13 protein-coding genes and 2 tRNA genes are annotated in these 12,661 nt (G+C 58.3%); 9 read left to right on the forward strand and 6 right to left on the reverse strand.

Going from position 1 to position 12,661, the window contains the following annotated elements; all coding sequences use genetic code 11:
- Nucleotides 1–2: 2 nt before the first annotated feature.
- Nucleotides 3–977, reverse strand: a complete 975-nt coding sequence (locus SB719_RS08915; protein ID WP_304232391.1) for a metal-dependent hydrolase — start codon at nt 975–977, stop codon at nt 3–5.
- Between the two features lie 19 nt (nt 978–996).
- Nucleotides 997–1,632: an HTH-type transcriptional regulator RutR gene (gene rutR, locus SB719_RS08920; RefSeq protein WP_065649645.1), complete on the reverse strand. Its 636-nt coding sequence runs from the start codon at nt 1,630–1,632 to the stop codon at nt 997–999.
- Nucleotides 1,633–1,926: 294 nt separating this feature from the next.
- Between rutR and rutA the strand changes: the two genes are divergently transcribed.
- From rutA to rutG, 6 genes are read left to right on the forward strand one after another with little or no spacing between them, the layout of a single operon-like run.
- A complete protein-coding gene (rutA, locus tag SB719_RS08925) occupies nt 1,927–3,018 on the forward strand; it encodes a pyrimidine utilization protein A (RefSeq protein ID WP_065649646.1) in 1,092 nt (363 codons plus the stop codon).
- A complete protein-coding gene (rutB, locus tag SB719_RS08930; RefSeq protein WP_292972504.1) occupies nt 3,018–3,731 on the forward strand; it encodes a pyrimidine utilization protein B in 714 nt (237 codons plus the stop codon). The genes rutA and rutB overlap by 1 nt, the downstream gene beginning before the upstream one ends.
- A 25-nt stretch (nt 3,732–3,756) precedes the next feature.
- The gene (gene rutC, locus SB719_RS08935; RefSeq protein ID WP_314686566.1) at nt 3,757–4,152 is read left to right on the forward strand and encodes a pyrimidine utilization protein C; all 396 of its coding nucleotides are present in this window, start codon (nt 3,757–3,759) and stop codon (nt 4,150–4,152) included.
- Nucleotides 4,152–4,955, forward strand: a complete 804-nt coding sequence (gene rutD, locus SB719_RS08940; RefSeq protein WP_314686569.1) for a pyrimidine utilization protein D — start codon at nt 4,152–4,154, stop codon at nt 4,953–4,955. Before rutC ends, rutD begins: the two co-directional genes overlap by 1 nt.
- A 16-nt stretch (nt 4,956–4,971) precedes the next feature.
- Nucleotides 4,972–5,493 carry an NADH-dependent FMN reductase RutF gene (gene rutF / locus SB719_RS08945; protein ID WP_065649649.1) on the forward strand — a complete coding sequence of 174 codons (522 nt, stop codon included), beginning with the start codon at nt 4,972–4,974 and terminating at the stop codon, nt 5,491–5,493.
- Between the two features lie 45 nt (nt 5,494–5,538).
- Nucleotides 5,539–6,864 carry a pyrimidine utilization transport protein G gene (gene rutG, locus SB719_RS08950; protein ID WP_065649650.1) on the forward strand — a complete coding sequence of 442 codons (1,326 nt, stop codon included), beginning with the start codon at nt 5,539–5,541 and terminating at the stop codon, nt 6,862–6,864.
- Here rutG and SB719_RS08955 read toward each other — a convergent pair.
- The gene (locus tag SB719_RS08955) at nt 6,861–7,775 is read right to left on the reverse strand and encodes a DMT family transporter (RefSeq protein WP_065649651.1); all 915 of its coding nucleotides are present in this window, start codon (nt 7,773–7,775) and stop codon (nt 6,861–6,863) included. The two genes, rutG and SB719_RS08955, sit on opposite strands and share 4 nt — an antisense overlap.
- A gap of 269 nt (nt 7,776–8,044) precedes the next feature.
- Here SB719_RS08955 and wrbA point away from each other — a divergent pair, with 269 nt between their 5' ends.
- From wrbA to SB719_RS08970, 3 genes are read left to right on the forward strand one after another with little or no spacing between them, the layout of a single operon-like run.
- On the forward strand, nt 8,045–8,644 hold the full coding sequence (gene wrbA, locus SB719_RS08960) for an NAD(P)H:quinone oxidoreductase (protein ID WP_065649652.1): 600 nt from the start codon (nt 8,045–8,047) through the stop codon (nt 8,642–8,644).
- A gap of 18 nt (nt 8,645–8,662) precedes the next feature.
- Nucleotides 8,663–8,893, forward strand: a complete 231-nt coding sequence (locus SB719_RS08965; RefSeq protein ID WP_065649653.1) for a YccJ family protein — start codon at nt 8,663–8,665, stop codon at nt 8,891–8,893.
- A 54-nt stretch (nt 8,894–8,947) separates the two neighbouring features.
- Entirely contained in the window at nt 8,948–10,321 is a 1,374-nt protein-coding gene (locus SB719_RS08970) for an NAD-dependent succinate-semialdehyde dehydrogenase (RefSeq protein WP_304232378.1), read from the forward strand.
- Between the two features lie 70 nt (nt 10,322–10,391).
- On the opposite strand, the gene agp is transcribed toward SB719_RS08970, so the two are convergent.
- The 3 genes from agp to SB719_RS08985 all read right to left on the reverse strand — a co-directional run bounded on the left by agp (nt 10,392) and on the right by SB719_RS08985 (nt 12,484).
- The gene (agp, locus tag SB719_RS08975) at nt 10,392–12,044 is read right to left on the reverse strand and encodes a bifunctional glucose-1-phosphatase/inositol phosphatase (RefSeq protein ID WP_412159141.1); all 1,653 of its coding nucleotides are present in this window, start codon (nt 12,042–12,044) and stop codon (nt 10,392–10,394) included.
- Between the two features lie 230 nt (nt 12,045–12,274).
- Nucleotides 12,275–12,362, reverse strand: a tRNA-Ser gene (locus SB719_RS08980).
- Between the two features lie 34 nt (nt 12,363–12,396).
- Nucleotides 12,397–12,484, reverse strand: a tRNA-Ser gene (locus SB719_RS08985).
- Nucleotides 12,485–12,661: the final 177 nt, after the last annotated feature.

The following is a 12,661-nucleotide window of genomic DNA, read 5'->3' on the forward strand; positions in this document are numbered from 1 at the left end:
GTTTATAACCGCTGCCGGAACTGATGCCAGGCACGCTGGAGTGACGGACGCGCAGCGGGCTCGCGCTGCGGCGCCGCTGCCGGAGCCTCCGGCCTGCCCAGATTAAAGGTAAAGGTGTAATCGGGCGCCTCCCCCATGCGCAAATCGCTGATCAGCGTATTGCCGCCCTGCTGGCGCAGCGCATAAAAACCGTGGCTGAACCAGACAACCCGCTCTGCATGCCACTGCCCTTTGAAAGGCGTCAGCAGCGCCATCTGACGATCGTGCCACGTAATCTGCAACGGCCGCTGGGGTGAAAACAGCGACCAGTATGCTTCACCATAGCGATCGGGTGTGATGATGACCGTGCGCCAGACCAGCGTGTTAAACGCCGTCGGCGTGACCAGCAGCCGCTGCGGGACGATAGGCTGCTGTGCCAGCTGCTGTTTAATCTGCTGCGTGGCGACGCCCTGTATCACCATACTCCAGCCCAGATAAAGCGTGCTGATTAACAGGCCCAGACGAGTCCAGCGCACGCCGGCTGCATCGCGCCGCCATAATGCCACGCCCAGCGCGACAAGCAGTGGCAGCGTATAGAGGGGATCGACAATAAACATACTGCCGATGGCAAACGGATAGTCAGTGATCGGCAGCCCAAGCTGCGTACCATAAACCGTAGTGAGATCGAGCAGTGGATGGGTGATCAGCGCCAGCCAGAGCGCCAGGCACCAGCTGCGCCAGTGCTGTCTGCTGCGGGTGACCCCGGCCACCAGCCAGCCGGCCAGCGGCGCCAGCAGCGTCAGGATCAGCAGCGCGTGGCTCTCTGTACGGTGCAGCGTCATATTTCGTATCGCGTCGCCGTGATCGATGAACACATCCAGATCCGGCAGCGTGCCGGCTACAGCCCCCGCCAGGGCAGCCTGCCATACCGGTACGCGGCGGTTCATGACGGCAACGGTAACGGCAGCGCCCAGCGCCAGTTGCGACAGCGAATCCATGCCTCTCCTCCATCAATCGTTAGCGCACGCGAATGCCTTCAATAATCATCCGCTCTACGTTATGCAGCGTTTGCGCAAAAAAGTCGGGATCCTGCAGCGTCTGACCCGTGACCGCTTCAACCTGCGAGGCAAAATCCGCATAGTGCTGCGTGGTAGCCCAGAGCATAAAGAAGAGATGCTGCGGCTGAACGGCAGCCAGCTGCCCGGCGCTGATCCACTGCTCGACAATAGCCGCCTTGCTCTCTACCAGCGCTTTCAGATCGCCCGCCAGTTCACCCCGCAGCAGCGGGGCTCCCTGCAGCATCTCCAGACAGAAGAGCCGGGAAGCCTGGGGATGATCGCGGGAGACCTCAAGCTTCAGGCGAATATAGTGGCGAATGGCCGTCAGGGGATCCTGGTCAGCGCGCAGCGCGCGCAGCGGTGCCAGCCAGACATCCAGAATCTCTTTCAGCACTGCGACATACAACACTTCCTTTGAAGGGTAATAGTAGAGCAGATTCGTTTTTGACACCTCCGCGCCTTCAGCCACCCGGTCAAGGCTGGTGCCATGAATACCGAACTGAGAAAACAGCGCCAGCGCCGCCTGCAGGATAGCGGCGCGTTTTGCGGTTGCTGCCTGCGAACGACGCCGCGGTTTTTTCTCATCATTTTTCATGCTGTTACCTCTCCCTGTCGTGAATTCACATCATAACACAGCTGGCAGATATGGCGGCCTGCACCTTTTTTGCACGACGGCTGCCTGATTGCTGTGCATTTGTTTTGACCAAATGGTCTGAAAATCGCGACGCCGTTCCGGCTGGCCAATGGGCAGTTTATATCTCAATGATAAATATAAACATTATTTATGTGGCACGCGGCTTGCAACCTTGTCAGAGAGCGCCGCCCGCAGGAAGCGTGCAGGAAGCAGCGCAGCGCGTGAAAACGTCCTATCAATGCAAAGAGGTGTCACATGAAAATTGGTGTCTTTGTTCCGATTGGTAATAATGGCTGGCTGATCTCCACGCATGCGCCGCAGTACATGCCTACCTTTGAACTCAACAAAGCGATTGTGCAGCGTGCGGAGCACTATCACTTCGATTTTGCCCTTTCGATGATCAAGCTGCGCGGCTTCGGCGGAAAAACAGAATTCTGGGACCACAATATGGAGTCCTTTACGCTGATGGCAGGCCTGGCGGCAGTCACCTCGCGAATTGAGATTTACGCCACGGCAGCCACCCTGACGCTGCCGCCCGCTATTGTGGCGCGTATGGCCGCGACCATCGACTCTATTTCTGGCGGACGCTTTGGCGTTAACCTCGTCACCGGCTGGCAGAAACCGGAGTATGAGCAGATGGGGATCTGGCCGGGCGATGACTATTTTGCCAGCCGTTACCAGTATCTGACTGAATACGTCACGGTACTGCGCGATTTATGGGGCACCGGTAAGAGCGACTTCAAAGGCGATTTTTTCACTATGAACGACTGTCGCGTCAGCCCGCAGCCGCAGAAGCCCATGAAAGTGATCTGCGCCGGACAGAGCGATGCGGGCATGGCGTTTTCAGCTCAGCACGCCGACTATAATTTTTGCTTCGGCAAAGGCGTTAATACGCCGGCCGCTTTTGCACCGACTGCGGCCCGGATGAAGCTCGCCGCTGAGCAGGCGGGGCGTGATGTCGGCTCCTATGTCCTGTTTATGATCATCGCAGCTGAGAGTGATGAAGCGGCCCGGGCAAAATGGGAGCACTACAAGGCCGGTGCCGACGAAGAGGCGCTTGCGTGGCTCACTACCCAGAGCCAGCAGGATACCCGTTCCGGCAGTGACACCAACGTGCGTCAGATGGCTGACCCCACCTCTGCCGTTAACATCAATATGGGGACGTTAGTCGGCTCTTACGCCAGCGTGGCGCGCATGCTCGATGACGTTGCCCGTGTTGAAGGGACACACGGCGTACTGCTGACTTTTGATGACTTCCTTGAAGGTATTGAAGCCTTCGGCCAGCGCATTCAGCCGCTGATGGAGTGTCGTCGCGACGTGATTACCGCGGCACAGGAGGTGGCATGATGAAAACCGTCACCTGCGCACATACCGGCTCCACACCACACATCACCCTGCCCGCGCGTCCGGAGGCGATCGCCCTGCCACCGGCACAAAGCGCGCTGATTGTAGTCGATATGCAGAATGCTTACGCCACCGAAGGCGGCTATCTCGACCTGGCGGGTTTTGACGTCTCTGCTACCCAGCCGGTTATCGCCCGCATTCATCAGGCGGTAACCGCTGCACGGGCCGCTGGCGTGCAGATCATCTGGTTCCAGAACGGCTGGGACAGCGATTACACAGAGGCGGGCGACGCGGGCTCGCCAAACTTTCACAAATCCAATGCGCTGAAAACCATGCGGCGCCGGCCTGAGCTGCAGGGCACCCTGCTGGCGAAAGGCACCTGGGATTATGCGCTGGTAGACGCGCTAACGCCCGAACCGGGCGATATCGTGCTGCCAAAACCGCGCTACAGCGGCTTTTTCAATACGCCGCTCGACAGCATGCTGCGCAGCCGCGGGATCCGCCACCTGATCTTTACCGGCATCGCCACCAACGTCTGCGTGGAGTCCACGCTGCGTGACGGTTTCTTCCTGGAGTATTTCGGCGTGGTACTGGCTGACGCCACGCATCAGGCCGGACCTGATTTCGCGCAGCAGGCTGCGCTGTTCAATATCGAAACGTTTTTCGGCTGGGTCAGCGATACACAAACGTTCTGCGAAGCCCTGCAGGGCCAGTAACTTTTCGCTATCAGGAGATCAGACTATGCCCAAACGCGTCATTATCCCGGTCGGCAGCACTACGCCGATCGCCCCGTTTGTACCCGGCACGCTGGCTGACGGCGTGGTGTATGTTTCCGGTACCCTGCCGTTCGATGCGGACAACAATGTGGTTCACGTCGGCGATGCGGCCGCGCAGACACGTCACGTGCTGGAGACGATAAAAAACGTCATTGAGACCGCCGGCGGCTGTATGGCGGATGTCACATTTAACTCTATTTTTATCACCGACTGGCAGCACTACGCTGCCGTAAATCAGGTCTATGCCGACTATTTTCCCGGCGATAAGCCTGCGCGCTTCTGTATTCAGTGCGGGCTGGTAAAACCTGATGCGCTGGTTGAGATCGCGTCGGTTGCCCACATCGGACAGGCGGAGGCGTGATGAAGCTGGATATCCAGGGGTTAACCGCCGCCGATGCGCCCACGCTGGTTCTCGCATCAGGCCTCGGCGGCGTAGCGGGATTCTGGCAGCCGCAGCTGGCGGCGCTCGCCTTACGCTACCGCGTTGTTACGTACGATCAGCGCGGTACCGGACGCAGCGCAGCGACTCTGCCTGAAGACTACAGCCTGGCGAGGATGGCAGCTGAACTGGCGGAAGCGCTGGCACAGCATCACATCACGCGCTACAGCGTGGCCGGCCATGCACTCGGGGGCCTGATTGGTCTGCAACTGGCGCTGGATCATCCCGATCGGGTTGAACGCGTGGTGGTGATCAACGGCTGGCTGACGCTTAATCCCCATACCGCCCGCTGCTTTAAGGTCAGAGAGGATTTGCTGCTGCAGTCGGGTACTGAAGCCTTTGTCCGCGCCCAGCCGCTGTTTCTCTACCCTGCTGAATGGCTGGCGCAGCATCAGGCGCGCGCTGAGGCTGAAGAGAGGCATCACCAGCAGCACTTTCAGGGCGCAGAGAACCTGCTGCGTCGTCTGCACGCGCTGAAGGCCGCAGATTTTCGTGCCTGCGCCGCGCGCATTACTCAGCCGGTGCTGGCGATCTGCAGCCAGGACGATCTGCTGGTGCCGTGGAGCTGTTCAGCGCAGCTGGCGGCAGCGCTGCCACAGGGTCAGCTGCTGACAATTCCGTGGGGAGGCCACGCCATGAGCGTGACCGATAGCGATAACTTTAACACGCTGCTGCTGCGCTGGCTGACTGAGACCGCTCAGTCCGCCTGCCTGGCGGCAGGCTGAGCACAGGAGTCTGAACATGAGTCTGCACGCCCTTCCGGCTTTACCCGCTGTTGATCGCGACACCTTTCGCAACGCGATGGCGCAGCTGGGTGCTGCCGTCAATGTTATCACCACGGATGGTCCGGCAGGACTGGCCGGTTTTACGGCCTCCGCCGTCTGCAGCGTCACCGACTCCCCGCCCACGCTGCTGGTCTGCCTGAACCGCTCCGCCTCAGCCTGGCCGGCGTTTCGCGATAACCGTGCACTCTGTGTCAATACCCTTACGGCAGAGCAGCATGCCCTCTCCACGCTGTTCGGTGGCAAAACCGCAATGGCAGATCGTTTTGCCGCTGCACAGTGGCAGACGCTTGCCAGCGGCGCCCCGCTGCTGGATGCCGCACTGATCTCTTTTGACTGCGAGATAACGCAGCGGGTCAGCGTGGGCACCCACGATATTCTGTTCTGTACGGTGCTGGCCGTGGCCCAGGGCGAGGCGCGTCAGGGACTCGCCTGGTTTGATCGCGGTTATCACACGTTCTCCCGGCAGGATGCCCGCTGATACCGCATAACGCGGCCCGTTCTATTCACTCTCAGGAGATGATCTATGGCGAGTACCTGGTTTCCACGCTGGCGCGTTAAGTCAGCCATGACAGACAACGGATTGATTGCCCCGGACGAGACGCTGCCGTTCGGGCAGACGCTGGTGCTTGGGCTGCAGCATGCGGTCGCAATGTTTGGCGCAACGGTACTGATGCCGCTGCTGATGGGGCTGGATGCCAATCTCGCTGTGCTGCTCTCCGGGATCGGAACGCTGCTGTTCTTCTTCATCACCGGCGGGCGCGTGCCGAGCTATCTCGGTTCCAGCGCCGCTTTTGTGGGCGTCGTGATTGCGGTCACCGGTTTTACCGGCCAGGGCATCAATACTCATCTCTCTGTGGCGCTGGGCGGCATTATCGCCTGTGGCGCGATCTATACCCTGATTGGGCTGATTGTGATGAAAGCCGGCACCGGCTGGATTGAGCGCCTGATGCCGCCTGTGGTCACAGGAGCCGTCGTTATGGCGATTGGCCTGAACCTGGCACCGATTGCGGTCCACAGCGTTTCTGCCACCCTGTTTGACAGCTGGATGGCAGTGCTGACCGTGCTCTGTATCGGGCTGGTGGCGGTGATGACGCGCGGGCTGGTACAGCGCCTGCTGATCCTGGTAGGGCTGATTGTGGCCTGGGCGTTTTATGCACTGCTGACGAATGGCTTTGGCCTGGGCAAACCGGTTGATTTCAGCGGCGTGGCCCGTGCCGCCTGGTTTGGCGTGCCGCACACCACCGCCCCGGTGTTCGACCTGCAGGCGATAGTGATGATTGCGCCGGTCGCAATTATTCTGGTGGCTGAAAACCTGGGGCATATAAAAGCGGTGGCGGCCATGACCGGCCGCAATCTCGATCCCTGGATGGGCCGGGCATTTGTCGGTGACGGGCTGGCCACCATGCTCTCTGGCTCCGCCGGCGGCAGCGGCGTGACAACCTACGCCGAAAATATCGGCGTGATGGCGGTCACGCGCGTCTACTCTACGCTGGCGTTTGTCGCCGCGGCCGTAATCGCGATACTGCTCGGTTTCTCACCGAAGTTTGGTGCTCTCATCCACACCGTGCCAGCCCCGGTGATAGGCGGCGCGTCTATCGTGGTATTTGGCCTGATTGCGGTGGCAGGTGCCCGTATCTGGCTGCAGAATCAGGTTGATCTCGGGCAGAACGGTAACCTGATTATGGTGGCCACCACGCTGGTTCTGGGCGCAGGGGATTTCGCCCTTAAGATTGGCAGTTTTACGCTCGGCGGCATCGGCACCGCGACCTTTGGTGCCATTATCCTGAATGCGATTCTGCAGCGCCGTCACCGCACGCCAGCCGGTTCCACTGCTCAGCCACACGCTTAAGGCTTCTGCGGTGCCTGATCGGGCACCGCTTTTCTGCGCCGCAGCCGCAGCTCACTGACAATCACGCCGCAGACAATCAGCGCACCGCCCAGCAGCGCTGCCGCTGGCAGTCGCTCCCCGGCCAGACGTCCGACAATCCCCGCCCAGACCGGCTCCCCGGCATAAATCACCGTGGCGCGCACCGGTGAGACGCTACGCTGGGCCCAGTTCATCGTCACCTGAATCAGAGCGCTGGCGGCGCCCAGGCCCGCAGCGCTCAGCACCAGTGGCAGAGAAAACGACGGCAGCGTTTCACCATTAGGGATCATAAACAGAAAGGCGCAAGCGGAGGCGACCAGCAGCTGCACCAGCGTTACCCGCCGCACATCCACCTGTCCGGCATAACGGCTAATCAGAATGATCTCGGCAGCAATCGCCAGCGTGCTCAGCAGGGTAGCGCTTTCCCCGGCGCTGAGTGCCAGGCCGCTCTCCTGTGGCCCTGCCACCAGCAGCAAGCCGCTGAACGCCAGCGCAATGCCCAGCCACGCCATAATGCCCGGTGGCCGGCGCAGCACCAGCCACTGCAGCAGCGGCACCACCGGCACATAGAGCGCCGTCAGAAAGGCAGACTGGCTGCTGGAGATGGTCTGCATCCCCCAGGTCTGGAGGCCATAACCGCCCGCAATAGCCAGGCCAATCATCGTGCCCGCCCTGACCTCCGGCCAGGTCAGTGCGCGCAGATAGCGCCAGAAAAAACAGGCCAGCAGCAGTGACGCCGTGGCGAACCGCACGCCGACAAAGAAAAACGGACCGGAGTACATCATGGCGCGGTGCACCACCAGAAAGGTGCCGCCCCAGACCAGGGTGATAAAAATCAGCACCAGCTCCTGACGGGTAATGCGCAGATAAGGACGTGCAGGTAAAGCAGACATAAAACACCTGATAAGTAGCCAGGCGCCATTCTGGCGTAACCCGTACTGAAGGCGCAATAACTGGCCAGCGTTATCTGCTCAGTATGTAAGGCAGGCTTTAATACTCAGAATTACGACTCATCTGAAAATCAGGGTATTTTATTATAAAAATCATTGAATTAATTTTACAGGCGTACAGATTCCTGGCTGGCTGCACAGCCATTTTCCGGCAGCCTGCGTATGCTCTTCTATACTGTTTTTACTTATCTTACCGGGAGGTTAGAACCACGATGGCAAAAGTTCTGGTGCTCTATTACTCAATGTATGGACATGTGGAAACCATGGCGCAGGCGGTTGCGGAAGGCGTGCAGCGCGTCAGCGGAGCCGAAGTGACTATTTTGCGCGTGCCGGAAAGTATGGATGCGGCGCGTTTTGCTGAGGTGGGCGGCAAGGTCGATCAGCAGGCGGCTGAAGCAACGCCGGACGATCTGACGCAGTACGATGCGATTATCGTCGGTACGCCGACCCGCTTTGGCAATATGTCAGGCCAGATGCGTAACTTCTGGGATCGTACCGGCGGTCTGTGGGCCTCCGGGGCACTGCATGGAAAACTGGCCAGCGTATTTACTTCCACCGGTACCGGCGGGGGTCAGGAACTGACCATCACATCTGTATGGACCACGCTTGCCCATCACGGCATGGTTATTATTCCGATTGGCTACGGCACCAAAGAGATGTTCGATATCTCGCAGGTGCGCGGCGGAACGCCTTACGGGGCGTCGACGCTGGCAGGCGGCGATGGCTCACGCCAGCCCACGCCTGAAGAACTGCAAATTGCCCGCTATCAGGGCGAACATGTCGCCACTCTGGCGGTGAAACTTAAAGGATAAACTCAACAGGAGATCATTATGGCTACAGACCAGTCCAGGGCACATCACGTCGGCGAGTGGGCGAAAATTCGCCAGACCTCTCCTGAAATTGCAGAAGCGATCTTTGAAGTTGCCAATTACGATGAAAAACTGGCAGAGCAGATCTGGGAGCAGCAGGGCAGCGATGACGTACTGATGCGTGCCTTTGATAAGACCGATCAGGATGTTCTGACATGGGACAATATCCCTGTCGAGCGTAAAAACGTGTGAGTACCGGCGGGCATAGCCCGCCTTTTTTTATGGTAATACCAACAGGGGGACGCGATGACGGCTTATCAGAGCATCAATCCGGCAAACAATCAGCTGCTGAAAAACTGGGAGACACATGATGACGCCCGGGTGCAACAGGCGCTCAATACCGCAGATGCACTCTATCACTCAGCCTGGAGCAAAGGTGACATTCAGCCGCGTCTTCAGGTCCTGAACCGGCTGGCAGATTTAATGGAGCAGCGTAAAGAGGAGCTGGCTACCATCGCAAGTCGCGAAATGGGCAAGCTGATTGGTCAGAGCCGGGGAGAAGTCAGCATCTGCATCAGCATTGCGCGCTACTACGCTAAGCACGCCGCAGATTTTCTGCAGCCGCAGCCCTGTCCCAGCGACATCGGGGAAGCCTGGGTGGAATATCACCCGATTGGCGTTATCGTTGCAGTTGAGCCCTGGAACTTTCCTTACTATCAGCTGATGCGGGTTCTGGCGCCTAACCTGGCGCTGGGTAACCCGGTGCTGGCAAAACATGCCAATATTGTGCCGCACTGTGCGGATATTTTTGATCGGCTGGTACGGGAAGCGGGTGCGCCAGAAGGTGCATGGACGAATCTGTTTATCTCTAATGAGCAGGTGGCAGATCTTATCGCTGACAATCGCGTGCAGGGCGTGGCGCTGACCGGCTCTGAACGCGCCGGCAGTGCGGTTGCGCAGCAGGCGGGCAAGCATCTGAAAAAATCCACGCTTGAGCTGGGGGGCAACGATGTCTTTATTGTTCTGGACGATGCGGACCTGGATGAAGCGGTGCGCCAGGGCGTGCAGGCGCGTCTGAGCAACTGCGGGCAGGTCTGCACTGCGGCTAAACGGTTTATTGTACATGCGCAGATTGCCGAGGCGTTTACGGCCAGATTCAGCGCCGCGCTGCAGTCCGCCGTGCCGGGCGATCCGCTGGATGAGAAAACCACGCTCGGACCACTCTCTTCGCGTGATGCGCGCGATCGGCTGGCCCGCCAGGTTGAAGAAGCGGTAGAACATGGCGCAGAACTGCGTTTTGGCGGGCGCATCATCGAAGGCGTCGGATGTTATTATCAGCCTACACTGCTGACCGGTCTGACGCCTGACAATCCCGCTTATTATCAGGAGTTTTTTGGCCCGGTTGCCCAGCTCTATATCGCAGAGAGTGACGATGCTGCCGTGGCGCTGGCGAACGACTCGCACTACGGTCTTGGCGGCTCCATCTGGACGCAGGATATAACGCGCGCGCGCCGGCTGGCGTCACAGATTGAGACCGGGATGGTATTCATTAATTCGCAGAGCGATACCGCTGCTGAACTCCCTTTTGGCGGAGTAAAGCGCTCCGGCTACGGGCGTGAGCTGTCCGATCTTGGTCTGAAAGAGTTTGCCAATCAGAAACTGGTGGTTATTGCCGGCTAACGGGCAATAAAAAACCCCGCCACGGCGGGGTTTTTGTATAGCCTGCTGCAGATTAACCCGCCGTAGCGGATTACTGAGCTGGCTTAGCCTCTGCGGCTGCGTTCCCGGATGCCGGCTGCGCGTTTTGCGCTGCAGCTTCACCCGCTTTCGTTTTATCTTCAGCTGCTTTGCCGGCTTGTGCTTTATCCGCAGCGGCCTTCTCTGCCGCCGCTTTGTCTGCCTTCGCTTTATCCGCAGCGGCTTTCTCTGCTGCTGCTTTGTCTGCTTTCGCTTTATCCGCAGCGGCTTTCTCTGCTGCTGCTTTGTCTGCTTTCGCTTTATCCGCAGCGGCCTTCTCTGCTGCTGCTTTGTCTGCGGTTGCCTGTTCAGCTTTGGCGTTGGCGTCGGCAGGTTTCTCTGCGGCAGCTTTCGCGTCCGGCGCCTTATCTGCACTCTGCTGAGGCTTCGCTTCCTGCGCTACTGCAGCCTGCATAGGGGTCCCCTGCAGGGCACTGTTCAGCGCCGCAGAGAACTGATCCCAGCTGCAATAGCCATTGGCATCGGTATCACAGCCGGCGAGGTGCAGCGTGACACGCTTAGGCGGATTTTTCAGGCTCAGCACATCAGCATTGCGTAACTGCTCGGCGGTCTGATAGACATACTCCACTTTCAGCAGATCTTTGTTATTTTTGCCATCATGCCAGCGCTCAAATACAACCTGCCCGCCGATAGGCGTTTTCTCGTCGTTGCCCGGCAGATCGTAAGGTTTGACCTGCAGTGCGCTGAGCAGCGAGGCAATATTCGAGTCATGCCCTACCATCAGCGTCACTTTAGGTGCGCTGGCCTTATCTTCATCGACCAGCTGGCTGCGGATATAATCCACCAGCGGTGCCGCAACTTCGCGTGCAACCTCTGGCGAACTGAACAGCGCATCCTGATAACCATTTTTGACTGATGCCAGCTCTTTCCACTGTTCAGGCGTTTTAATCTGGCCCCAGGCCACCTGCTCTGCCGGGAAGCCCTCGTAATATTGCAGCGTGAACGCGTCAACAAGTGAATTACCGATTTTCAGCGGGCCGCTGACGCCTGGCTCTTTGCCGTTTTCGGCGCTGAAACTATTGTCGCCGCTGTCCAGCGTGCACTGTTTTTTACCCTTACAGGCAGGCGACGATTTATAATCAACAATCTTTTCCAGACGCTGCAGCGCAGGTTTCAGCGCCAGCTTCTCATTTTCTGCCGTCATCGCCGCCAGCGCTTTTTTGTTAAACGCTTCGCTGTCATCGGTAATAACCGGATTAAAAATAGGATCCATGGTGCCCATGGCATCCTGATGCGTTACCGCAACATCGCAGCCAGGAAAGGCACCGGCGGCAAAAAACTGTGCGGTTGCAACAGTACGCTGCAGGCTATTTGCATAGATGAAAACATCGTTGCTGTCCGGGCAGGTGCCGCCAGCCAGCACGCCCTGCTGCGTCAGCCACTGGCGGGTATATTGACCCATGTAGACTTCCAGCACGCCACCTTTTGTGGTGAGCTCACCGCCCGGCACATCCCATTGCGGCCAGCTCTTTTTAGTGGCTTGCTCCAGTGCGCTACCGTTCGTTGCCAGCGGCGCACGCAGGTTGTGACGGCTCAGCATCAGCACCTGCTGCAGCTGCATATCCCCTTCTGCTGCGGTCGCTGACAGGCTTACCGGCAGCGCCGCAACAACTGACAACGCGCAAAGACTCAGTTTTTTGATCATTGTGCCCATTCCATAATTCATCAGTGAAACACTCTGGCATTCAAACGATTAGCCCGCCAAAGAGCGAATTACCGCACAGTGTAACTCAGCTTGCTGACGAAAATCGCCCGCTGTTTATAAAAACTGTGAATGGACTATAGCAGTAAACGTCAGGGTTGTAGCAGCAGGAAGGATCAGGAAGATAAAGTGTGAAAAGCAAAAAGCCCGCATAAATGCGGGCTTCTTTAATTTGGCGGAGGAAGAGAGATTCGAACTCTCGGATGGTTTCCCATCGGCGGTTTTCAAGACCGCTGCCTTAAGCCACTCGGCCATCCCTCCGGATACAGATTGTACTTTACCTGCAGAGATAAAGTGGCGGAGGAGGAGAGATTCGAACTCTCGGATGGTTTCCCATCGGCGGTTTTCAAGACCGCTGCCTTAAGCCACTCGGCCACCCCTCCGCAATGAGGCGCACTATAAACATCCCCCAGGATGATGTAAAGCAGTGAATGAATCGTTCGCCTGAAAAACAGCCAAATTTATTTTTTTCGCCGTCAAAAACAGCATTCTGCTCAACGAAACAGCGGTTTATCGCGTAAAGAAGGGTAAAACGCCTTTGCTGTTCTGATCCCGCTGCG

This window comes from Pantoea sp. SIMBA_079, from assembly GCF_046940275.1.
Lineage (GTDB): Bacteria > Pseudomonadota > Gammaproteobacteria > Enterobacterales > Enterobacteriaceae > Pantoea > Pantoea borealis.

What these genes read in the sequence shown, in the direction of transcription:
- wrbA (WP_065649652.1), top strand. Translation starts at nt 8,045, where the DNA reads ATGGCAAAAGTTCTGGTGCTCTATTACTCAATGTATGGACATGTGGAA.
- rutB (WP_292972504.1), top strand. Translation starts at nt 3,018, where the DNA reads ATGAAAACCGTCACCTGCGCACATACCGGCTCCACACCACACATCACC.
- SB719_RS08965 (WP_065649653.1), top strand. Translation starts at nt 8,663, where the DNA reads ATGGCTACAGACCAGTCCAGGGCACATCACGTCGGCGAGTGGGCGAAA.
- agp (WP_412159141.1), bottom strand. Translation starts at nt 12,044, where the DNA reads ATGATCAAAAAACTGAGTCTTTGCGCGTTGTCAGTTGTTGCGGCGCTG.
- rutD (WP_314686569.1), top strand. Translation starts at nt 4,152, where the DNA reads ATGAAGCTGGATATCCAGGGGTTAACCGCCGCCGATGCGCCCACGCTG.
- rutC (WP_314686566.1), top strand. Translation starts at nt 3,757, where the DNA reads ATGCCCAAACGCGTCATTATCCCGGTCGGCAGCACTACGCCGATCGCC.
- rutR (WP_065649645.1), bottom strand. Translation starts at nt 1,632, where the DNA reads ATGAAAAATGATGAGAAAAAACCGCGGCGTCGTTCGCAGGCAGCAACC.
- rutA (WP_065649646.1), top strand. Translation starts at nt 1,927, where the DNA reads ATGAAAATTGGTGTCTTTGTTCCGATTGGTAATAATGGCTGGCTGATC.
- rutG (WP_065649650.1), top strand. Translation starts at nt 5,539, where the DNA reads ATGGCGAGTACCTGGTTTCCACGCTGGCGCGTTAAGTCAGCCATGACA.
- SB719_RS08970 (WP_304232378.1), top strand. Translation starts at nt 8,948, where the DNA reads ATGACGGCTTATCAGAGCATCAATCCGGCAAACAATCAGCTGCTGAAA.
- SB719_RS08955 (WP_065649651.1), bottom strand. Translation starts at nt 7,775, where the DNA reads ATGTCTGCTTTACCTGCACGTCCTTATCTGCGCATTACCCGTCAGGAG.
- SB719_RS08915 (WP_304232391.1), bottom strand. Translation starts at nt 977, where the DNA reads ATGGATTCGCTGTCGCAACTGGCGCTGGGCGCTGCCGTTACCGTTGCC.
- rutF (WP_065649649.1), top strand. Translation starts at nt 4,972, where the DNA reads ATGAGTCTGCACGCCCTTCCGGCTTTACCCGCTGTTGATCGCGACACC.